The sequence below is a fragment of the Uliginosibacterium sangjuense genome, from assembly GCF_059132465.1.
Genome location: NZ_CP101132.1, coordinates 4,143,071 through 4,165,660, shown reverse-complemented (window position 1 = coordinate 4,165,660; position 22,590 = coordinate 4,143,071). Strand labels below are relative to the sequence as shown.

Here is a 22,590-nt window from a genome sequence, read left to right as displayed (position 1 = left end):
GAGCGAGGAAGCCCGTGAAACAAAAGCTGTTCTTGATCCTGCTGACCTGTGCCGGTCTCGCTGCCTGCGGGACGGACGAGCACAAGGACATCAAGGAGTGGATGGACCAGCAAAGTGCAGGATTGCGTGGTCGCATCCCGGCACTCCCTGAAGTCAAGACCTTCCCTGTCATTGATTTCGACATGGAGGGCGTGTCCTTCGATCCTTTTCAGGCCATCAAGCTGGAGCCTGACAAGCGCGCAGGGCGGGGGGCCAACCGACCCGACACCAACCGTCGACGCGAGCCTCTCGAGGCCTACCCACTGGAGACACTCAAGATGGTCGGCATGATGTACATGAGTGGCAAGCCTGTTGGCTTGGTCTTGGCAGACAAGACCCTGCATCAAGTCAGGGTAGGCAACTACCTGGGCCAGAATTTCGGAGTAGTGACCAAGATTTCCGAGAGCGATATCTCCCTCAAGGAACTGATCGAAGACGCCAACGGGGACTGGAACGAGCGCGTCGGCACCATGCAGCTGCAAGAGCAGGAGGCAAAAAAGTGAATATTGGAACGCGTTTCTTCTCGCTGTTTGTAGCGCTGGGTTTTGGTTTGGCAGTCCCGTGGGTTGCCGCGCAGACCCCCACGCCTGCGGCGCCTGTTGCAGCCAAGAATGGCATTGAAGCGATTACCTCCTCTCAGCAGGGCGGTAGTGTGGTGGTCAAGGTCACTCTGTCCAAACCACTGGAGGGGCAGCTCGGGAGCTTTAGCGTATCCAATCCCGCACGCATTGCTATTGATTTTCCTGGCGTAGGCAACGCCACGGGCAAAACGGCGCAGAGCATCAACGAAGGCGATGTGCGTAGTGCCAACATCGTGCAGGTTGCTGACCGCACGCGCCTGGTGCTGAACCTCAATCGTCCTGTGACCTACGACACGAAGATCGACGGTCGCGAGGTCACGATCACTCTGGCTACCGCGCCGGCTAAGACGGCCGAAGCAACGACGACGGCCCGTTTCGCGGAACAGAAAGGTGGGCCGGACCAGCATTCGTTGCGCAACATCACCTTCCGCCGGGGGCGCGCGGGCGAAGGCCGCGTCGTGGTCGACCTGTCGGATGCCAATACTGGCATCGACATCCGCCAGCAGGGCTCGGACCTGATCGTGGACTTCCTCAAGACCACGGCGCCGGAAAATCTGCGCCAACGCCTTGATGTGGTGGACTTCGCCACGCCAGTGAACACTGTCACCACCACCCAGCAGGGCAACGTCGTACGCATGGTGATCTCGCCCAAGGGCCTGTGGGAACACAATGCCTACCAGAGCGACAGCCAGTTCGTGCTGGAGGTCAAGCCGGTCCAGGAAGACCCCCGCAAGCTGGTGCAAGGCGCGGGCGGCGCGCGTGTCGAGAAGTACGCGGGCGAAAAACTCTCGCTGAACTTCCAGAATATCGATGTGCGCTCGGTCCTGCAGGTCATTGCCGACTTCACCAACTTCAACATCATCACCAGCGATTCCGTGCAAGGTTCCCTGACCCTGCGTTTGAAGGACGTGCCGTGGGACCAGGCGCTGGAAATCATCCTGCAGGCGCGTGGGCTCGACCTGCGCAAGAACGGCAACGTCATCTGGATCGCGCCACGTGACGAGCTGGTCGCCCGCGAAAAGCTGGAACTGGAGTCCAAGACCCAGATCGCGGACCTTGAGCCCCTGCGCACTGAAAGCTTCCAGATCAACTACCACAAGGCCAAGTCGATCTCCGAGTTTCTCAAGAACAGGGACCAGACCGTGTTGTCCAAGCGTGGCACCGTCGTGATCGACGAACGCTCCAACAAGGTCTTTGTGACCGATGTGTCTGACCGCCTGGAAGCGCTGCGGAAGATGATTGCCGAAATCGACGTGCCGGCGCGCCAGGTGCTGATCGAGGCCCAGATCGTCGAAGCGGATGACTCTTTTGCGAAGAATCTGGGTATTCGCTGGGCGTTTGGCAGCGTGAGCGGAACGACCCAGGGTGTGGATGAAAATGGCCGCACCATTCCGCGCACCAGCTTTGGCGCGGGCCTGGGTTCTACGGGCTACTACGCGGGACAGATCGAAACCAAGCCGGACTTCTTCCGCGACGCGAGTCAGGTCAATCTGGCTGCCCCCTCTATCAACGGCAAGCAAGCGGGCGCTATCTCCTTTGCGTTGTGGAACAGCGCAGCGACACGATTCCTTGATCTCGAAGTCTCGGCGCTTGAGGCAGACGGCAAGGGCAAGATCGTGTCCCGTCCGCGAGTCATGACGGCCGACCAGATCGAAGCCGTGATCGAACAAGGCGTGGAAATCCCGTACCAGCAAGCGACGAGTTCTGGCGCAACCTCGGTAGCCTTCCGCAAGGCCAACCTGTCGCTTAAGGTCAAGCCGCAGATCACACCGGATGGCCGGGTATTCCTGACCCTGGATGTGAACAAGGATTCGCCCAACGTACAAATCTCGACTGGGTCTGGCATCGCGATTGACACAAAGCATGTGCAGACTGAAGTCCTGGTCGAGAATGGCGGCACCGTGGTGCTCGGCGGGATTTACCAGCAGGAAATCAGCAACAATGTGACTAAGATCCCGCTGCTGGGTGACATTCCCTATGTTGGGGCGCTGTTCCGCGAGACGGAACGTAAGGATGTCAAGAAAGAACTTCTTGTACTGATCACCCCGAAGATCGTGACGGATCAGTCACTGGCCCGATAACTGGAGTATTAAGATGGATGTCAGCAAGAGTTTAATTGGCTTGATTTTTATAGCTGCCCTCTCTGCGTGTGGGGGGGGGGGCGGTTCAAGTGGCTCTCCCTGTTTAGCTCCTGGTGGGTGTGGTGGCTCGTCGTCTTCAAGTAGTTCTGGCGGCGTGATTCAAAATTATTCTCTGGCATTGTCTGTTTCTGCACCAAGTCTTCAGACCGACGGTTCGTCCATCGTCAAGGTCCGCGCGACAGTAAAAGACGACAAAAATGGCGCTGTTGAGGGCCAGGTCGTTTCGCTTTCGGCCAGCTCTGGGACTCTATCTGCCAGTACGGGCACTACAGCTAAGACGGGCGTACTAGAGGTCGAGTTTGACTCAAACGACAATAAAGCAAATCGAACAGTGACGTTGACTGCTGCGCTGGGTGGCGGAGTTACGGCAACAAACACTATTGTCGTGCAGGGCACGTCCTTGGCTTTTGGTGGCGATACCGCTGGGGTGGTAAACAAGCCTGTCAGCATAACCGTGACATTGAAAGACGCTGCAAATAAGCCCGTGTCGGGAGTTGTTAGCTTGGCTTCTTCGTTGGGAAATGCGTTGCCGACTGTAACAACTGATGCAACCACAGGGTCCGCGTCTTTCACCTATACCCCTACGAATGCGGGGACTGATGTTTTGACAGCCAGTGCTATGGGAGCTACCAAACAGATATCTATTGGTATTAGTGCTGTCAATTTTGCATTCACAAGTCCCGCAGCGGGAACGCCGGTCGTTCTGGGCGTATGCCAGCCAGTAACTGTAAGCACGTCTGGGTTCGCGCCAACAAGTGTTACTTTTACGTCATCGCGTGGGACTGTGCACGCAACTAGCGCATGTGCAGGTTCCACAACCTCCGCGACGATAGCCTTGGCTGCTGGTTCAGCTACGGCCTATGTGAAGTCGATTAGTGCCGGAGCTGCAACGATTACTGCACAGGCATCAGGGGGAGGGGTTTCGGCGCAAACTAGCATGGCTTTGCAGTTTATTGCGACTGTTCCTGCGTCCATCTCTCTGCAGGGTTCCCCTTCCACTGTCTCCATCGGAGCAAATAGCGCGTTGACCGCGGTTGTGCGGGACGCAAATGGAAATCCTGTGTCGGGTCAGACAGTTTCCTTTGCAGTACCAAACACTGGCGGCCAAGTGAATCCGAGTTCAGCAACCACTGACGATAATGGTGTAGCAACTTCCGTCTTCATCGCTGACTCTAGCTTGAGTGGCAAGGATTCAGTTCAAGTTACGGCGACAGTTGCTGGTAGCATCACAAGTACCGCAGCCCTGACGGTCTCAGGTCTTGGCGTCAACATTGTTCTTGGGACGGACAACAAGGTGGTATTGGTAGAAGGCCCTCCACGCTATCGTAAGATTTATGGAGCATCTGTCACTGATAGCAACGGCAGTCCAATCAAGAACCAAGTTGTAACTATTTCGGTAGTCGGTACGAGATTTTACAAAGGCAGGTGGCTACTCACAGGGCTAACTGGTACTCCGTGGGGCAAGCTTGAGAATGCCAATTGTTTGGCTGAGGATGGCAATAACAATGGTGTTATTGACACAGGCGAAATCGGGGATCTGGATGGTGATGGGAAATATGAACCCAATGGTGCGGTAACGGTTCGTCCTCCTGACAATGCAACAAACGCGACGCAAGTGACGGTTACTACTAATGACGGCGGATTCGCTGAGTTTTGGGTTGATTACTTTAGAAACTATGCAACTTGGGTCAATGTGGAGCTCAAAGCAACAGCCAATGTCTATGGAAAAAATAGTGTGGGCTCTGCAGTTTTCCTTCTTCCGGGCAGTAGTGCTGAACTTCAGGATGCCGCAAGTTCTCCATCTTTCGAGCTGTCTCCCTTCGGAACGCAGGCTGGTTGCAACAACCCACTATAGTCGGTGCGAGCGGTAGGATGCTCGCTGTTAGAATTCTGAGGTGACTGACGCACCTCTCAACATCTACCTAGTCGGCCTCATGGGCTCGGGCAAGACGACCATCGGTCGGATGCTTGCCCGGCGCATGGGCCGACGTTTCGTTGACGCCGACCACGAGATCGAAGCGCGTACCGGCGTGCGCATTCCGGTGATCTTCGAGCTGGAGGGCGAGGCGGGTTTCCGGCGGCGCGAGGCGCAGGTGATTGCCGAGTTGTCTGCCGAGTCCGGCCTGGTTCTCGCAACGGGCGGGGGGGCGGTCCTCAACGAAGCGACCCGGGGCGTCCTTCGCCGGACAGGCTGGGTGGTCTATCTCGATGTGCCAGTCGCCTTGCTTCATGAACGCACACGGCATGACAGCAACCGTCCGCTGTTGCAGGTCGAGGACCCGGTGGCTCGTCTGACGGCACTGCGTGAACAGCGTGATCCCTTGTACCGTGAAGTGGCGCATTTCATCGTGGATGGCGCGCGCAGCAATTCGCAGGCGGCGGTGGTGCGCATCCTGCGCGAGTGGGAAAGAGTATGCGAACTGTCGACGTAAGCCTTGCCGAGCGCAGTTACCCCATCCATATCGGCGCTGGCCTGTTGGGCCGCGGTGAACTCTTCGCGCCGCATCTGAAGACCAAGCGGGTGGCCGTCGTCACCAATGAGGTGGTGGCGCCGCTGCATCTGCAGACCTTGCTGGGCGCGCTGGAGGCGCTGGGCGTCCAGGCCACGACGATCGTGTTGCCGGACGGTGAGGCCTTCAAGAGCTGGGAAACGCTCAATCAGATCTTCACTGAACTGCTCAGCGCACGCGCAGAGCGCTCCACCACCCTGATCGCACTAGGAGGGGGTGTGATCGGCGACATGACCGGCTTCGCGGCGGCCTGTTACCAGCGCGGTGTGCCCTTCATCCAGGTGCCGACCACGCTGCTGTCGCAGGTGGATTCCTCGGTCGGTGGCAAGACGGCGGTGAACCATCCGCTGGGCAAGAACATGATTGGCGCCTTCTACCAGCCGCGCCTGGTGATCGCAGATACCGACACGCTGAAGACCTTGCCGGCGCGCGAGTTGAAGGCGGGGCTGGCGGAGGTTATCAAGTATGGCTTCATCCGCGACCTCCCTTTCCTGGAGTGGATCGAGCAGCACCTGCCGGCCTTGCTGGCGGGTGACCCCGAGGCTTTGGCCTATGCGGTGGAGCGTAGCTGCATCAACAAGGCCGAAGTGGTGGCGGCGGATGAAACCGAACAGGGTGAACGTGCCACGCTGAACCTAGGCCACACCTTCGGCCATGCGATCGAAACGGGGTTGGGCTATGGCGAATGGCTGCATGGTGAGGCAGTGGCGGCGGGCACTGTGATGGCGGCCGATCTCTCCGCCCGCCTGGGGCTGATTAGCGACATCGAGGTCATGCGTGTGCGCTGCGTGTTGCAGGCGGCCGGTTTGCCGGTCACAGGGCCCAAGCTGGGTGCGGCGCGCTACGTTGAGCTGATGCGGCATGACAAGAAGGTACAGGCCGGCAAGTTGCGCCTGATCCTGTTGCAGCATATCGGTCACGCCATCATCCACGATGGCGCGAGCGAAGCCCAGATTGCGGCGAGTATTGAAGCCTGCTGCGCATAGGTGCCTGGAGGAAATAGTGCGGGTTCTGCTGCCGCGGTGTGTCATGTTCCTGGCCGGTCGTGCCCGAATGCTCCTGGCTCGCATCCCTTGGCCGGCAGGTTCGCTGCTCCGCCATTCTCTCTATGTGAGGGCTGCATGAGCGAGCAAACTCTGGCCGACTACGCTGTATCGTCCCGTAACAGCAGGGGACGCCAGTTTGCCGAGGCCTCGCCGGGCACGCGCAGCGAGTTTCAGCGCGATCGTGATCGGGTGATCCATTCCACGGCGTTCCGGCGGCTCGAATACAAGACGCAGGTCTTCGTGAATCATGAAGGCGACCTGTTCCGCACTCGTCTCACACACAGCATCGAGGTCGCCCAGATCGGCCGTTCGCTGGCGCGCGCACTGGGTCTCAACGAAGACCTCGTCGAGGCAATCTCGCTGTCGCACGACCTGGGACATACCCCATTTGGTCATGCCGGGCAGGACGCCCTGAACGAATGCATGAAGGAGCACGGGGGCTTTGAGCACAACCTGCAGTCACTGCGCATTGTCGATGTCCTGGAAGCCCGCTACGCGGAGTTTGATGGGCTCAACCTGAGCTATGAGACGCGAGAAGGCATCCTCAAGCATTGCTCGCGCAAGAATGCCGAAAAGCTGGGTGAGTTGGGGCGGCGCTTCCTTGAGAACAAGCAGCCGTCGCTGGAAGCGCAGTTGTGCAATCTCGCGGACGCCATCGCCTACAACAATCACGATGTGGACGACGGTTTGCGTGCGGGTCTGATCACACTTGGCCAGCTTCAGGAAGTCCCTGCCTTTGCGCGCCATGCGGACAGTGTGCGCGCGCGGTACCCGCAACTGGAGGACCGGCGTCTCGTGCACGAGACGGTGCGCCGCATGATCAACGAGTTTGCACTGGATCTGATTGAGCGGACCCGGGGCAATATTGCGGACGTGCGCGTGCAGACAATCGAGGATGTACGCAACGCGCCGCCCTTGGTGGCTTTCTCCGACTCGACGCAGAAGGAGTTGCAGCAGTTGCAGCGCTTCCTGCGAGAAAACCTCTATTGGCACTACAAGGTATTGAGAGAGATGAGCAAGGCGCGTCGCATCATCTGCGAACTCTTCCAGGCCTTCATGGATGATTTGCGTCTGTTGCCACCGCAATACCAGGCGATGGCGCGCGAAGACAAGCCGCGCGCCATCGCCGACTATGTCGCGGGCATGACGGATCGCTACGCGATGAAGGAGCACCGGCGCCTGTTCGCCATCGGCGAAGCCTGAGGCATGCCGTGAGCCGCTTGCCGCGTCTTTATCTGCCTGGCTTGCCGCAACTGGTCTTGCAGCGAGGCAACAACCGCATGCCCGTGTTCGCAGACGAGGCCGACTTCCAGCAATACCGTCAGCACCTGCGCGAAGCGGCGCGCGAAGCCGGCGTGGCCTTGCATGCCTATGTGCTGATGCCGGACCACGTTCACCTGCTGCTCACGCCAGGTGACGACAAGGGGGTGGGCAATCTCATGCAACGCCTGGGGCGTCGTTATGTGCGCTGGTTCAACGACCGCCACAAACGCACCGGGACGCTGTGGGAGGGGCGCTTCCGGTCGACGGTACTGGCCCCGGAGCACTTCCTGCTGGCCTGCTACGCTTATGCCGAGCTGAATCCGGTGCGCGCGGGTCTGGTGGCCGAGCCGTCCTTGTACCCGTGGTCGAGTTGCCGCCATCACCTGGGCTTGGAACGCGACCCGTTGGTAACCGACCACGCCTTGTTCTGGGCGCTGGGCAACACGCCCTTCGAGCGGCAGGCCGCCTACAAGGGTCTGCTCGAAACCGGCCCCGGGGCGGACCAGATTGCAGCCATCCGCTATGCGGGGCATCGGGGCTGGGGGCTGGGCGATCTGCCCGGGCAAGGAGAGGCGGCCCCTAATCGTCGAACCACGCCGCTGGCCAAAGGGCGACCGCGCCGCCTTGCAGGAGCGGCGTCCGGCGCGTGAGGCGGAACGAACGGGCGGGTCTGCGCTAGTCTGAAGTGGGCGCCCGGCTGTGCACGGGACGGCCCTGCTTCCACCCATATAACGAGGTCTGATATGCCGACTCCTTCCTTAAACGGCTTGCTGTTGTGCGTGCTGATCGGCCTGGGGGGCAGTGCCTGTGGCGGAGGCGGCGGTGCGGGAGGGGAGGGGGCTTCGGGAAACACCGGATCAGGCGGTTCCGGTTCGGGTGGCGGCGCCAGTTCGAGCAGCGGGGGCGCGGTGCCGGCCTGTGCGACACCGCCGGGGCGCGTACTGGAGGTTGGCCCTGGCAAGACCTACGCCCTGCCAAGCCAGGCGGCCGCCGTGGCGCAGCCGGGGGACACCATCCGCATCGCAGCAGGTGACTACAGTGGCGATGTCGCGACCTGGACGGCCGCCAATCTGACGATCTGTGGTGTCGGTGGCCGTGCCCGCCTGTTCGCGGCAGGCAAGAGTGCTGCAGGCAAGGGCATCTGGATCGCGGCGGGGGCGAACCTCGTAGTTGAGAGCGTCGCCTTCCATGACGCCAAGGTGCCGGACAAGAACGGTGCCGGCATCCGCGTCGAACCCGGCGTGAACCTCACGGTGCGCGACAGCGGCTTCTACGACAACGAGAATGGCATCCTCGCGGGCAACAGCGGTGGCGTCATCGTGATCGAGCGCTCGGAGTTCGCGCGCAACGGCTACGGCGATGGGTATTCACACAATCTGTACATCGGGCGCGTGGATTCGCTGACCGTGCGCGCCAGCTTCTTCCACGAGGCGAAGATCGGGCACAACCTGAAGAGCCGTGCCAGGGTGTCATTGATCGAAAACAGCTACTTCATGGACGGGCCCTCGGGCACGTCCAGCTACCTGAATGATTTTCCCAATGGCGGGGCGGTCGTCCTGCGCGGCAATCTGTTCCACAAAGGCCCCTTGGCCGACAATTCGAATGCCCTCGCCTATGGCGCTGAAGGCCTCGGCGTGTGGCCGACGAATACCCTCGACCTGATCCACAACACGGTCGTCAGCACGTATCCGGGTGGCGCCTTCATCAACGCCAACGCTGCGACGCAGGCGCTGCGTCTGACGGCCAACCTGTTCGCGGGCACCAATGCGCCGGCCTTGATCGCGGGTGGCCTCAACAGCGGCAGTGTGGTCGTGCAGCAGCACAGCAACTTCGTGACGGCTGCGGCTGGCGTACCCGGCGCGAGCAGCATCTCCAGCCCGTCGTTCTGGCCGCAAGCCGCGATCCTGGGCAGCCTGGCACTCGGCGGAGTGCCGGACGCCCAGTACCTGCACGACAGCCCGGCCCCCTACCAGCAACGGACCCTGGCCAGCAGCCTGCGCCTGATCGGCGCCTTGCAGAGCGCCCCCTGACTGCTCCCAGTCACGCGGACGGGCGGGGCGATTGCGGTGCAAGTGCCTGAGGCATGCTGCATTGCGATGCAGGCACCTGATTTTATGCACGATTTTAGTCTGTCCCCAATTTTAAATGCCCGGCTATGGTGCGCGCCTATAAATATACTCTGACCCCTTTTTATTGTGCTTGAAGCGCTTGCCTGGCGAGGCCTATAGTTCAAACCCTTACGGTCGCGCGGGTACTGTCTGCACCTGTCGTGCAGCGCAAAGCGCGAGCCCGGTTTCCGGAGTGTGACCATGCAAGAACGCCAGGGGCTGTACGACCCAGCCAACGAACATGACGCCTGTGGCGTGGGCTTCGTTGCCCACATCAAGGGCAAGAAGAGCCACGAGATCGTCCAGGGCGGCCTGAAGATCCTCGAGAACATCGACCACCGCGGCGCCGTGGGCGCCGATGCGCTGATGGGCGACGGGGCCGGCATCCTGATCCAGATTCCCGATGCCTTCTACCGTGAAGAGCTGGCCAAGCAGGGCGTGAAGCTGCCGCCCGCCGGCGAGTATGGCGTCGGCATGATCTTCCTGCCGAAGGAACACGCCTCGCGCCTGGCCTGTGAACAGGAGCTGGAGCGTGCGGTGCGCGCCGAAGGTCAGGTGGTGCTGGGCTGGCGCGACGTGCCGGTCGACTGCGACATGCCGATGTCGCCGCGTGTGCGCGCCAAGGAGCCGGTGATCCGTCAGATTTTCATCGGTCGCGGCGCAGACATCATGGTGACCGAGGCGCTGGAGCGCAAGCTGTATGTCATCCGCAAGATCGCCAGCCATGCCATCCAGCAACTGAAGCTGAAGCATGGCAAGGAATACTACGTGCCCTCGATGTCGGCCCGCACCGTCATCTACAAGGGTCTGCTGCTGGCCAACCAGGTCGGCGTCTATTACAAGGATCTGGCCGATCCGCGCTGCGTCTCGGCGCTTGCCCTGGTGCACCAGCGCTTCTCGACCAACACCTTCCCCGAGTGGCCGCTTGCCCACCCGTACCGCATGGTCGCCCACAACGGCGAAATCAACACGGTCAAGGGCAACTTCAACTGGCTGCGTGCGCGTGAAGGCGTGATGAAGTCGGCCGTCATTGCGGACGACCTCAAGAAGCTGTTCCCGATCGCCTACGAAGGCCAGTCCGACACGGCCACCTTCGACAACTGCATCGAGCTGCTCACGATGGCGGGCTACCCCATCGCCCAGGCCGCGATGATGATGATCCCGGAAGCCTGGGAACAGCACACGCTGATGGACGAGAACCGTCGCGCGTTCTACGAGTACCACGCCGCCATGATGGAGCCGTGGGACGGCCCCGCCGCCATCGCCTTCACCGACGGCCGCCAGATCGGCGCCACGCTGGACCGCAACGGCCTGCGCCCGGCGCGCTACATCGTGACCGACGATGACCTCGTCATCATGGCGTCCGAAGCCGGCGTGCTGCCCGTGCCGGAGAGCAAGATCGTCAAGAAGTGGCGTCTGCAGCCCGGCAAGATGTTCCTGATTGACATGGAAGCCGGTCGCATCATCGACGACAAGGAACTCAAGGATTCGCTGGCCAACGCCAAGCCCTACCGCGAGTGGATCAGCCGCATCCAGGTCAAGCTGGATGAGGTGGATGGTCCCGAGCCGCAGGTCGAGGCTGCCGCCTCGCTGCTGGATCGCCAACAGGCCTTCGGCTACACGCAGGAAGACATCAAGTTCCTGATGGCGCCGATGGCACAGGCCGGCGAAGAGGCCGTCGGTTCGATGGGCAACGACTCGCCGCTGGCGGTCATGTCCAACAAGCACAAGCCGCTCTACAACTACTTCAAGCAGTTGTTCGCTCAGGTCACGAACCCGCCGATCGACCCCATCCGCGAAGCGCTGGTGATGTCGACCGTGTCCTTCATCGGCCCCAAGCCGAACCTGCTGGACCTGAACAACATCAACCCGCCGATGCGCCTCGAAGTGTCCCAGCCCGTGCTGGACTTCAAGGACATGGCGAAGATCCGTCACATCGAGACCTACACCGACAACAAGTTCAAGTCCTTCGAACTGGACATCTGTTACCCGGTGGCCTGGGGCAAGGAAGGCATCGAAGCCCGCATCGCCTCGCTGTGCGCGCAGGCCGAGGATGCGGTGCGTTCGGGCTACAACATCCTGATCGTGTCGGACCGCAAGATCGACGCGCAGAACGTTGCCATCCCGGCGCTGTTGGCCACTTCGGCCATCCATCAGCACCTGGTGAAGAAGGGCCTGCGCACCTCCACCGGCCTGGTGGTGGAAACCGGCTCGGCGCGCGAAGTGCACCACTTCGCCCTGCTCGCCGGCTACGGCGCGGAAGCCGTCCATCCGTACCTGGCGATGGAAACCCTGCGTGACATGGCCAAGGGCCTGCCGGCGGACATCGGTCCCGAGAAGGCGATCTACAACTACATCAAGGCGGTCGGCAAGGGGCTCAACAAGGTCATGTCCAAGATGGGCATCTCGACCTACATGTCCTACTGCGGCGCGCAGATCTTCGAAGCCATCGGGCTGAACCGCGAGCTGATCGACAAGTACTTCGCCGGCACGCCGTCGAATGTGCAGGGCATCGGTATCTTCGAGGTGGCCGAGGAAGCGCTGCGCCTGCACAACGATGCTTTCGGTGCCGATCCGGTGCTGGCCGACAACCTGGATGCCGGTGGCGAGTATGCCTTCCGCATCCGCGGCGAAGAGCACATGTGGACGCCGGATGCCATCGCCAAGCTGCAGCACTCGACGCGCGCGGGCTCCTTCCAGTCGTACAAGGAGTACGCCCAGATCATCAACGACCAGAGCGTGCGTCACATGACGCTGCGCGGTCTGTTCGAGTTCAAGTTCGATCCGGCCAAGGCTATCTCCATCGACGAGGTGGAGCCCGCCAAGGAGATCGTCAAGCGCTTCGCCACCGGCGCCATGTCGCTCGGCTCGATCTCGACCGAGGCGCACTCCACGCTGGCCATCGCCATGAACCGCATCGGCGGCAAGTCGAACACCGGTGAGGGCGGCGAAGACCCGGCGCGCTACAAGAACGAGATGAAGGGCATCTTCATCAAGAAGGGCGAGACCCTGGCCGGCATCATCGGCAAGGATCGCATCGAGCGCGACGTGGTGCTGCAGGAAGGCGACTCCCTGCGCTCCAAGATCAAGCAGGTCGCGTCGGGCCGCTTCGGCGTCACGACCGAGTACCTGACCTCGGCCGACCAGATCCAGATCAAGATGGCGCAGGGCGCCAAGCCCGGTGAAGGCGGCCAGCTGCCCGGCGGCAAGGTGTCCGAGTACATCGGCCAGCTCCGCTTCTCGGTGCCTGGCGTGGGCCTGATTTCGCCGCCGCCGCACCACGACATCTACTCGATCGAGGATCTGGCGCAACTGATCCACGACCTGAAGAACGTCAATCCGAAAGCTGACATCTCGGTCAAGCTGGTGTCCGAAGTGGGCGTCGGCACGGTGGCCGCGGGTGTGGCCAAGTGCAAGGCCGATCACGTCGTGATCGCCGGCCATGACGGTGGCACCGGCGCTTCGCCGCTGTCCTCGATCAAGCACGCCGGTTCGCCGTGGGAGCTGGGTCTCGCCGAGACGCAGCAGACCCTGATGATCAACGGTCTGCGTGACCGCATCATCGTGCAGGCCGACGGCCAGATGAAGACCGGCCGCGACGTCGTCATCGCCGCCCTGCTGGGGGCCGACGAAATGGGCTTCGCCACCGCGCCGCTGGTGGTCGAGGGCTGCATCATGATGCGCAAGTGCCATCTCAACACCTGCCCGGTCGGCGTCGCCACGCAAGACCCGGTGTTGCGCGCCCGTTTCTCCGGTCAGCCCGAGCACGTGGTGAACTTCTTCTTCTTCATCGCCGAGGAAGTGCGCGAGATCATGGCCCAGTTGGGCGTGCGCAAGTTCGAGGACCTCATCGGGCGCGCCGAACTGCTGGACAAGAAGAAGGCCATCGCTCACTGGAAGGCCAAGGGCCTGGACTTCAGCAAGATCTTCCACGTGCCGCAGGTCGACTCGCCGTTGCGCGTGACCGCGACGCAGGACCACGGCCTGGACAAGGCCCTGGATCACCAGCTCATCGCCAAGGCCAAGCCGGCGCTGGACAAGGGCGAGCGCGTCTCGTTCATCCAGCCGGTGAAGAACATCAACCGCACGGTTGGCGCCATGCTGTCCGGCGAAGTCGCCAAGAAGTACGGCTTCGAAGGCCTGCCCGACGACACCATCCATGTGCAACTGACCGGCACCGCCGGCCAGAGCTTCGGCGCCTTCCTGGCACACGGCGTCACGCTGGACCTGGTGGGTGAGGGTAACGACTACGTCGGCAAGGGCCTGTCCGGTGGTCGCGTCATCGTGCGCTGCCCCAACGACTTCCGTGGCTTCGGCCCGGAACACATCATCGTCGGCAACACCGTGCTGTTCGGCGCCATTGCCGGCGAGGCCTTCTTTAACGGCGTCGGTGGCGAACGCTTCGCGGTGCGTAACTCGGGCGCCATGGCCGTCGTCGAGGGCGTGGGCGACCACGGCTGCGAATACATGACGGGCGGCACGGTCATCGTGCTGGGTGACACCGGTCGCAACTTCGCTGCCGGCATGTCCGGTGGCGTGGCCTACGTGTATGACCCGGCCGGTCAGTTCGCCGGCAAGTGCAACACGGCGCAGGTTGACCTGGAGCCGGTGCTGGCCGCGGGCGAGCAGGGCGAGAAGATGGACCGCGACGTATGGCATGCCGTCAAGCGCGGTGGCGTCGGCGAGGCGGACGAGGTGATCCTCAAGCGTCAGATCGAGGCGCACTTCCGCTACACCGGCAGCCTGCGTGCCAAGGCCCTGCTGGAGAACTGGGAAGAGTCCCGCCGCGCCTTCGTCAAGGTCATGCCGAAGGAATACCGTCGCGCGCTCAAGGAACTGGCCGTCGCCGCACGCGCCAAGGCCGACAAGGTCAGCGCCTGAGCCGGTCCGAGCGATAGAGACAGATTGAGGAAGATTGAAAAATGGGAAAAGTAACCGGCTTTCTTGAGTTCGAGCGCCAGGACGAGGGCTACGAGGCGCCCGAGGCGCGCAAGAAGCATTACAAGGAGTTCGTGCTCGCGCTGAGCGACGACCAGGCCAAGATCCAGGGCGCGCGCTGCATGGACTGCGGCATTCCGTTCTGCAACAACGGCTGCCCGGTCAACAACATCATTCCGGACTGGAATGACCTGGTGTACAAGCAGAAGTGGCAGGAAGCCATCGCCGTGCTGCACTCGACGAACAACTTCCCCGAGTTCACCGGCCGCATCTGCCCGGCCCCCTGCGAAGCTGCCTGTACCCTGGGCATCAACGCCGCGCCCGTGGGCATCAAGTCGATCGAACATGCGATCATCGACAAGGCTTGGGAGAACGGCTGGGTCAAGCCGCAGCCGGCGGCCAAGAAGACCGGCAAGAAGGTTGCCGTCGTCGGTTCCGGCCCGGCCGGCCTGGCCGCCGCGCAGCAACTGGCGCGCGCCGGCCACGACGTGACCGTGTTCGAGAAGCGCGATCGCATCGGCGGCCTGCTGCGCTATGGCATTCCCGACTTCAAGCTCGACAAGGGCCTGATCGACCGTCGCGCCAAGCAACTGGAAGCCGAAGGCGTGGTGTTCAAGACCTCGGTCTACATCGGGGACGCCGACCTGCCCAAGGGCGTCGGCAGCGATGCCAAGGAAAAGGTCTCGCCCAAGCAGATCCTCAAGGACTTCGATGCCGTCGTGCTGTCGGGCGGTTCCGAAGTGCCGCGCGATCTGCCGATTCCGGGGCGCGAGCTGGAAGGCGTCTACTACGCCATGGAATTCCTGCCGCAGCAGAACAAGGTCAATGCGGGCGACAAGCTGAAGGACCAGATCAAGGTCACCGGCAAGAATGTCGTCGTCATCGGTGGTGGCGACACCGGCTCCGACTGCGTGGGCACTTCCAACCGCCAGGGCGCCAAGAGCGTGCTGCAGTTCGAGCTGATGCCGCAGCCGCCCGAGCAGGAGAACAAGTCGCTGGTGTGGCCGTACTGGCCGATCAAGCTGCGCACGTCTTCCTCGCACGAGGAGGGCTGTGACCGTGAATGGTCCGTCACGACCAAGGAGTTCCGCGGCGAGAACGGCAAGCTCAAGTCGGTGGTCACGGCCCAGGTCGAGTGGAAGAAGGACGACAAGACCGGCCAGATGAAGATGTCCGAAGTGCCGGGCTCCGAGCGCGTGCTGCCGGCCGAGGCCGTGTTCCTGGCGATGGGCTTTACCAACCCGGTGGCAGGCCTGCTCGAGGGCTTCGGTGTCGACAAGGATGCGCGCGGCAACGCCAAGGCCACCACCGACGGGGCGGGGTGCTACGCGACCAACGTGCCCAAGGTGTTCGCCGCAGGCGATACGCGCCGTGGCCAGTCGCTGGTGGTGTGGGCGATTCGCGAAGGCCGTCAGGCCGCGCGCGAGGTCGACGCCTTCCTGATGGGCGACAGCGTGCTGCCGCGATAAGGAATACGCTGCCCGCACGACAACGGACACCCGTGGGTGTCCGTTTTCATTTGTGCCTTGTCGCTGCCCGGGTCCGGCGAGGGACGACAGTCCACCTGGGCAGCGGAGGAGGCCGATCCTGGGGGCTTGGGCATGATGGATGCAAGGCCGCCGGCGCAGTCAATGCGGGCCGGCAGGTGGGAGTCGTGCGGCAGGAGAGCGATGTGCAGCGGTGGATTGACCTGATGATCCCGGACCGCCTGATGCGCCAGCAGGGCGAGCAGGCCGCGGCCTGGTTGTGCGCCCATGGCCGGGGGTACCTGCTGCGCTGGCGCGGGATCACCGTGCTGTGCGCGGCATTGGGGGCGTGGGCGCACTATCGCGGCTGGGACGGGGGGCTGGCGCTGAGCCTGCTACCCCTGGTGGGCAGCGCCTGGATGTGTGCGCGTATCAAGGGGCAACTGCGGCAGGCGGAGGCGGCCTCGCGCGAGCCCTGAGAAGCCGTCTACGATCTTTCGTTTGTCATGGAAACCCCTCCCCAGCCCTCCCCTTGACAGGGGAGGGAGGTCAAGCCGGCCCGATTGGGAGTGCTCCTCCTCCGTGACAAGGGGGCGAAGCGGGGAACACGGAGTGCAGCCGCGAGCCCATGCAGGGGCGAGAGTGGAGGTCGGGAGGGGTTGAAGTCCGGCTTTTCAATGGCGTACGAAAGATCATGAACAGCCTCTGACGCGTCTGGTGCCGGTGAGCGTCGCCGGGCTCAGGGCGCCAGGCCCAGGTGGGCCAGCCACTGCTGGCGGAGCTGGGCAATGTCGACACCGGCCAGTGCAGCCGGGTCGCGCAGGCTGGGTGCCTCGTACAGTTTCATGAAATCCGCCAGACCCAGCCGCTCGATCAGGAAAGCGACGAAGGAATAGCTCAGCGCGTAATAGTCGGACCGCTCCTGTCCGCCGGGGGCGGTCAGGCTGCGTTCGGGCAGGCCGTCGCTGCCCATGGCTGCCAGTAACGCCGGGCCTGCGCTGCCGCGCAGGGCGTTGGCGCTCAGACGGTCTGCCTCGGTGCGGTTGGTGAAACCGTGCACCGGCGTGTTGAGCCCCTTGCCGGCTTCGGCCAGGGTGACCTGCATCCAGCAGGCCAGGCCTTCGCGCAGCGAGTGGGCCTGGAAGCGCCAGGCCACGAGATGGGTCATCTCGTGCGAGTAAGGCGAGCGCTGGTCCTTGACCATGCGCGGCAGCAGGAAGATCCAGGGTCTGTCGTAGCGGGGCTGCTGATAACTGCCATAGACGTGCGATACGCCGCCTTGCGGGGTGAGGAATACCTCGATCGGTCGCTCCTGGTAATGCGCGGCGTCCAGCGATCGCTGCAGGCGCTGCTCGATCTCCTTGAGCGCGGTGTCCAGTTGGTCGAGGAAGGCCTGCGCTTCGCTCGTCGTAAACAGGCGAGCGGGATACCACAGGGTCACGCGTGGGCCGGCCAGGGATGAGCTGCTGTCGCGCGCGAGGCGCGCCAGGCGTTCGTCCTCGGCGTGTTCCATGGCCAGGAGCGGCAGGCTGATCAGGACCAGCAACAGTCCCGTGACGAGGCGGTGGCGCAGGTGCATGGCGTGGTTTCTTCCCAGCGTGCTCAGGAATCCACCAGCCTGCACGCAGCGCCTGACCATACGCTTGCGCTGGCGCAAGCGGTGCTCAGCGCACCTGGATGCGCTCCACGCGCTGGATGAAGCGTTCGATGGCGGCGCGCGGAGGCACGCCGAAGCGCGCCTGGTGGGCCTGCATCGCGTTGAACAGCGGGTTCAGCAGGCTCGGCCCCTGCTCCTGCGTGCGTGCCGCCCAGCGTGTGTGGCTCAGGCGCGCCCAGTCTGCTTCCGCCGCGTTCGGTTCGCATTCCGGCAGCATGCCCAGCAGCTCCGGCGAGACGTGGTGGATCGCCGCCAGCGCGACCACGTGGGCTTCATCGATGTCTTCGGCGGCGACACCGGCGGCGCGCATGCGCTCAAGGTCCTGCTGCTCATACATCGCAAACAGGCGCGCACGGTTGAAGAAGCGCTTGATGCCGCGCGGGGTGGCGTCGTGCAGGCGCACCGCTTCGTGCCACAGTTGCAGCGCGGCGCGGAAATGATCCGAATCCTGCGTGCGCAGCACGCCGCCCAGGGCCAGAGTCAGGCGCTCGCGCAGGATGCGTGGCGACATGGCGAGCAGGGCCAGCAGCAGGCCGCCGACGGCGAACCAGGGCCAGGACAGGCGGAACGGTGCCGGCTGGTTCACGCCGACGTCAGCCTGTGCGGTCGGCAGCGCGGGGCGGACACGGCCGGTGTCCGGTGGGGGGATCGGCGTGGCATCGGGCGCTGCCTGCGTCGGCGTCGCGGCCGGTGTGGCTTGTGGCGCCGGGATGGGTAGCGGCGGCGCCTGGCGCAACTGGTTCAGTGCGATACCCAACCAGATTGCGCCGCTCACCAGTGCGGCTAGCAAGAAGCCCCAGGCGGGGAGCTTGAGGTGTGGCAGCACGCAGTCGCCGATGGCCTGCAGCGAGCCCAGCAGGCGTTGGTGCCAGGGCTGTGCGGTGGGCAGGGGGGGTGGGGCTGCCGCCTCGACCTCACCGAGCAGGCTCAGGGTGGCGTGGGTGCCCGCCACCGGCACCGGCAGTTCGATGTGCACCAGCTTGCGCAGGTACTCGGTGGCGTACTGGTCCTGCGAGGCGACCGCGGTGCGCGGCTGGATGCAGGCCTTCACATGGTCCATGGCCATGCCCAGCACGATGAAACAACGCCCCACGTCGACCAGGTAGTTGGTCATCTCCATGAGGCTGTTGACGGTGGCCGGGTCGCAACGGTCCAGGTCGTCGACGAAGACGACCAGGCGGCCGTCCAGGGCATCGGTCAGCAGCGCGAACTCGCGCCGGTAATGTTCGATCGAACCGGTCGGTTCCTTGCCGCTGCCATCGCTCTTGTCGCTGGTGATCAGCAAGGCCTGCAGGGGCTTGAGCAACTGCAGGCCATAGACCGAGATGCCCTTGGTGAACAGCAGGGCCAGCACCCCGAACAGCGGGAGCAGGAAGTGCTCCAGTCCGGGGAACAGTGGCGTCGGTTCCAGCCTCTCGGCCGCCTTGAGGATGGCGCGCCGCTCGCTGGGCCACAGCTTCACGACGCCGGCATGCTTCTCGATCGTCGCCAGCATCTGCTCCGGGCGGTTGAACACGCAGCGCAGCTCCTCGCTGACCGGGCGCGGATCGGCGCAGTGCGAGCGCGTGGCTGCGCTCTTGTCGGCCGACTCCCACACCAGTGCGCGCTCCATGTAGTCGAACACCTCGCAGCGGATGGCCTCGACCGGCGCGGCCGGGGCCGACTGCGCGCCGGTCGTGGCGGGGCGGCCCTTGCCGCAGGCCGACACCGCCGGGCGCAACTGCTGGATGCTCTTGTCGGTAAGCACGGTGCGGTCCATCTGCAGCAGGTGGTGCTTGGCCCATTGCAGCAGGCGGTCGCCCGGGTTGGGCTCGTGCGTCATGTCGCCCAGGGCCAGCAGCACCAGCAGCGGGATACCCACCGACACCAGCTTGTAGAACGGGCCGCGCCCCCAGATGAGGCGGCTGCGCACGCGCAGCGCGGCCACCGGGCGGCGGAAGAGGGAGGGCACGGCCTGGCGGCGGATGGTGTTGAACAGGGCCGCCATTGGGCGCCCTTCCTGCTGGTGGTGCCAGGCGTTGAACCAGGCGGTGCGGAAGCCGATGCGCTCCAGCTCGCTCTGCAGCATGCGCATCATGGAGGACTTGCCGCTGCCCCAGGGGCCGGAGATCGCCATCGTGATGCGCGGCTCGGTCGCCTCGTTGCGCAGGAAATCGCGCAGCGCCTCGATGGCCGCGGCATAACCCAGGCGATCCTTGTCCAGCGCGTTGACCGGTTGGTCCGAGGCCAGTGCCACGGCCACGCCGTGGTCGGCCAGGTCGGTGGCGTTCTCCCCCTCTTCGGCGGCCAGCGCGGCGCGTGCCGCCTGCAGGTCGCTCTCCAGCGGCGTGCTGGCGCGGCGCCAGGCCTGACGCAACTGCAGCACCAGCACCAGCAGACCGCCCACCAGCAGCAGGTAGTACCAGGGCGCGAGGTAGCGCCGGTACTGTGCCGCCGCCTTCCACTGGTTGCCGCCGTTGTCGGTGGTGATGATCGTGGCATAGGCGCCGAGCGCCCGGCCTCGTTCGCCGTCGGGATTGAAGCTGACATGACGCAACCAGTTGCGGGTGCCGGTCTGCTGCGTGGTCCAGGTGCTCCCGCCGTTGCGCGTGGCGAGCAGGGTGCCTTCGCTGCCGGCGGCCCATACGCGCTGGCCGTCGTTGCTGGCGAACACGTCGAACAGCCAGGGTCTGCCGTCCAGCTTCTCGGCGCGCCAGTTCTCACCGCCATCGTTGCTGACGAGCAGGATGCCGGGCAGGCCCACGGCCCAGACGCGGCGCCCATCCGCCGCCACGGTGATGGACTGCAGTGCGCCGCTGGCCGGCACGCGTACGCCGCGCCACACGCGCCCGCCATCCTGCGTGAGCAGCAGTTGCGGATCTTGCGTACCCAGGCTGAGGCTGGCGAACAGACTGCCGCCCAGCATCCAGCCGCGCTGCCCGTCCTCGGCGAAGTGGATGCGCTGCATCGCCTGGCGGGTGGCCGGCGGGCTGCGCCGCCAGGTGTCGCCACCATCGCTGCTCGCCAACAGCTCGCCATCGTCGCCCGTGATCCAGCCGTTGCGCCCGTTGGGCAGGAAGTACACGCTGCGCAGCGTGACGCGGCTGTCGCTCTGCTGCGCTCGCCAGGTGTCGCCACCATCGGCCGTGTGCAGGATCAGACCGTCCTCGCCCACAGCCCAGCCGCGCAGGCCACCCGCCAGGAAGTGCACCCCCAGCAGGTTGCCCTGGCTGCCGCTGGCCTGCACCTCCCAGGTGTCGCCACCGTCGCGCGTGGCGAGGATGCTGCCGGCCGGGCCCACAGCCCAGCCGCGCTGGCCGTCGGCGATGAAGCTGGCGTCGAGCAGGGCGGCGCGCACGCCGGCGGCCAGGCCGGTCCAGCGCTGCCCCTGCGCCTCGCCCAGCAGCAGGCTGCCGCCATCGCCGACCACCCAGGCCCTGCCCGCGCCATCGGTCGCGATGCCCTGCAGGTCGGCACCGCGTTCCGGCGTCTGATGACGCTGCCATTGGCCACCACCGTCGCTGCTGAACAGCACCTGGCCGTCGCTGCCGGCCACCCACACCTGCTGCTCATCCGTCCCCACTGCGAGGCGGTACAGCGTGGCGGCGGGGCGGGCGGGGCCGTCGTTCCCGGGGGCGCCGGCATCGAGGGCCGGGGCGGCGAGGCGGCGTGCCCAGTTGGCGCCGCCATCCTGCGAGGCGAGCAGCACGCCGTCTGCACCCACGGCCAGCACGCGGCGGCCGTCGCGCAGGGCGCGGATGTCATGCACATCGCCGGTCGGCGCGCGGCTGGCGATCAGGCCTGCCTGCCAGCGCGTGCCGCCGTCGCGGGTGAACAGCAGCAGGCCGTTGGCGCCGGCGATCCAGCCGTTCTGGCCGTCGTCGAGGAAATGCACCGCGTGAAGATCGGCGCGCGTGCCGCCGTCCTGCGCGCTCCAACTGCGCCCGCCGTCCTGGGTGCGGCGGATCACGCCTGCGTCGCCCACGGCCCAGCCGACCAGGCCGCTGGGCAGGAAGTGCAGGCCACGCAGCGCGCTACGGGTGCCGCTGGCCTGCAGGGCCCAGTCGCGCCCGCCGTTCTCGCTGGCGAGCAGGGTGCCGGACTCCCCCACGGCCCAGCCGCGTTGGGCGTCGACGAATTGCACGCGGTGCAGCAGGGTCTGGCCGGGATCGGCGGTCGCCGGCTGCGCGGCGGGGGCGCTGGCTTCGGGCGGAGGGCTGGCGGGTGTCTTGTCGACGGGGAGGGTGCCCCCTGCGCGGCCACCGCCTTCGATGTTCCCGGCGAGCGGCGGAGCCTTCTGCTGCACCGCCTGCTGCGCCTCCCACTCGCGCTGGGCGGCGAGCTTGGGGTCGAGCGGGGGCTCGGCGGCGTGTGCACTGGCGATCAGCGAGAACGCGCCGGCCGTGGCGGCACGCGGCGTGGCGGGCGGGCGCGGGCGCTGCTGCTCCCAGTTCATGCCGCCGTCGGTGGAGTGCAGGATCAGGCCGCCTTCGCCGACCACCCACAGTCGTTGCGGCTCGCCCGGCAGGGCGAACACGTCGCGCAGGTTGCCGCGCACCACGCTGCGGCGGAAGGCGTTGCGCTCCAGCGGCCAGGCCCACCAGTCGAGGCGCGCCAGGTCCCAGCTTGCGAGCGGGCGGTGCATGTCCGGGTGCGGCGTCTGCAGCAGGGCCAGCAGGGTCGCGGCGGCGAGTACGCACAGGGTGAGCAGCAGACCGACCAGGGACGGGCGGGGCGCACGCACACGCCGCCGCCGGGGCCGGCTGCTGGCGCCGGGATAGGCGTTGGGACTGGGGCTGGGGCTGGTGTCGGGCGCCTGCATCGGGGTTCGCCTCGTATCCGGGTCTTTGGGTCACCGAATA

At 64.6% G+C, this 22,590-nt stretch carries 13 protein-coding genes; 11 read left to right on the top strand and 2 right to left on the bottom strand.

Annotation, left to right across the window (positions count from 1 at the left end; genetic code table 11):
• Positions 1-14 precede the first annotated feature (14 nt).
• From NMB43_RS19305 to NMB43_RS19255, 11 genes are all read left to right on the top strand, one after another.
• A complete protein-coding gene (locus NMB43_RS19305; protein WP_494349799.1) occupies positions 15-542 on the top strand; it encodes a pilus assembly protein PilP in 528 nt (175 codons plus the stop codon).
• The gene (locus NMB43_RS19300) at positions 539-2,701 is read left to right on the top strand and encodes a type IV pilus secretin PilQ (protein ID WP_494349798.1); all 2,163 of its coding nucleotides are present in this window, start codon (positions 539-541) and stop codon (positions 2,699-2,701) included. The genes NMB43_RS19305 and NMB43_RS19300 overlap by 4 nt, the downstream gene beginning before the upstream one ends.
• A gap of 13 nt (positions 2,702-2,714) precedes the next feature.
• Positions 2,715-4,616 (top strand): Ig-like domain-containing protein, encoded by a 1,902-nt coding sequence (locus NMB43_RS19295; RefSeq protein WP_494349797.1) that lies wholly within the window; start codon positions 2,715-2,717, stop codon positions 4,614-4,616.
• A gap of 79 nt (positions 4,617-4,695) precedes the next feature.
• Positions 4,696-5,193 (top strand): shikimate kinase, encoded by a 498-nt coding sequence (locus tag NMB43_RS19290; protein ID WP_494352170.1) that lies wholly within the window; start codon positions 4,696-4,698, stop codon positions 5,191-5,193.
• Positions 5,175-6,257, top strand: coding sequence for a 3-dehydroquinate synthase (gene aroB, locus NMB43_RS19285; RefSeq protein ID WP_494349796.1), 1,083 nt, complete (start codon positions 5,175-5,177; stop codon positions 6,255-6,257). The genes NMB43_RS19290 and aroB overlap by 19 nt, the downstream gene beginning before the upstream one ends.
• A gap of 135 nt (positions 6,258-6,392) precedes the next feature.
• The gene (locus NMB43_RS19280) at positions 6,393-7,520 is read left to right on the top strand and encodes a deoxyguanosinetriphosphate triphosphohydrolase (RefSeq protein WP_494349795.1); all 1,128 of its coding nucleotides are present in this window, start codon (positions 6,393-6,395) and stop codon (positions 7,518-7,520) included.
• Positions 7,521-7,528: 8 nt separating this feature from the next.
• On the top strand, positions 7,529-8,230 hold the full coding sequence (locus NMB43_RS19275; protein WP_494349794.1) for a transposase: 702 nt from the start codon (positions 7,529-7,531) through the stop codon (positions 8,228-8,230).
• A 93-nt stretch (positions 8,231-8,323) separates the two neighbouring features.
• Complete coding sequence (locus NMB43_RS19270; protein WP_494349793.1) at positions 8,324-9,610, top strand: right-handed parallel beta-helix repeat-containing protein; 1,287 nt, start codon at positions 8,324-8,326, stop codon at positions 9,608-9,610.
• Between the two features lie 279 nt (positions 9,611-9,889).
• Positions 9,890-14,569, top strand: a complete 4,680-nt coding sequence (locus tag NMB43_RS19265) for a glutamate synthase-related protein (RefSeq protein ID WP_494349792.1) — start codon at positions 9,890-9,892, stop codon at positions 14,567-14,569.
• A gap of 41 nt (positions 14,570-14,610) precedes the next feature.
• A complete protein-coding gene (locus NMB43_RS19260) occupies positions 14,611-16,095 on the top strand; it encodes a glutamate synthase subunit beta (RefSeq protein ID WP_494349791.1) in 1,485 nt (494 codons plus the stop codon).
• Positions 16,096-16,298: 203 nt separating this feature from the next.
• Entirely contained in the window at positions 16,299-16,571 is a 273-nt protein-coding gene (locus tag NMB43_RS19255; protein ID WP_494349790.1) for a hypothetical protein, read from the top strand.
• 260 nt (positions 16,572-16,831) lie between these two features.
• On the opposite strand, the gene NMB43_RS19250 is transcribed toward NMB43_RS19255, so the two are convergent.
• Together NMB43_RS19250 and NMB43_RS19245 are read right to left on the bottom strand one after the other, a co-directional pair.
• Positions 16,832-17,671 carry a hypothetical protein gene (locus tag NMB43_RS19250; RefSeq protein ID WP_494349789.1) on the bottom strand — a complete coding sequence of 280 codons (840 nt, stop codon included), beginning with the start codon at positions 17,669-17,671 and terminating at the stop codon, positions 16,832-16,834.
• Between the two features lie 85 nt (positions 17,672-17,756).
• On the bottom strand, positions 17,757-22,550 hold the full coding sequence (locus NMB43_RS19245) for a YCF48-related protein (protein ID WP_494349788.1): 4,794 nt from the start codon (positions 22,548-22,550) through the stop codon (positions 17,757-17,759).
• Positions 22,551-22,590: the final 40 nt, after the last annotated feature.

Excerpts from the sequence above, each read along its gene's own strand:
- NMB43_RS19295 (WP_494349797.1), top strand. The coding sequence starts at position 2,715 with ATGGATGTCAGCAAGAGTTTAATTGGCTTGATTTTTATAGCTGCCCTC.
- NMB43_RS19270 (WP_494349793.1), top strand. The coding sequence starts at position 8,324 with ATGCCGACTCCTTCCTTAAACGGCTTGCTGTTGTGCGTGCTGATCGGC.
- NMB43_RS19245 (WP_494349788.1), bottom strand. The coding sequence starts at position 22,550 with ATGCAGGCGCCCGACACCAGCCCCAGCCCCAGTCCCAACGCCTATCCC.
- aroB (WP_494349796.1), top strand. The coding sequence starts at position 5,175 with ATGCGAACTGTCGACGTAAGCCTTGCCGAGCGCAGTTACCCCATCCAT.
- NMB43_RS19250 (WP_494349789.1), bottom strand. The coding sequence starts at position 17,671 with ATGCACCTGCGCCACCGCCTCGTCACGGGACTGTTGCTGGTCCTGATC.
- NMB43_RS19260 (WP_494349791.1), top strand. The coding sequence starts at position 14,611 with ATGGGAAAAGTAACCGGCTTTCTTGAGTTCGAGCGCCAGGACGAGGGC.
- NMB43_RS19280 (WP_494349795.1), top strand. The coding sequence starts at position 6,393 with ATGAGCGAGCAAACTCTGGCCGACTACGCTGTATCGTCCCGTAACAGC.
- NMB43_RS19290 (WP_494352170.1), top strand. The coding sequence starts at position 4,696 with ATGGGCTCGGGCAAGACGACCATCGGTCGGATGCTTGCCCGGCGCATG.
- NMB43_RS19265 (WP_494349792.1), top strand. The coding sequence starts at position 9,890 with ATGCAAGAACGCCAGGGGCTGTACGACCCAGCCAACGAACATGACGCC.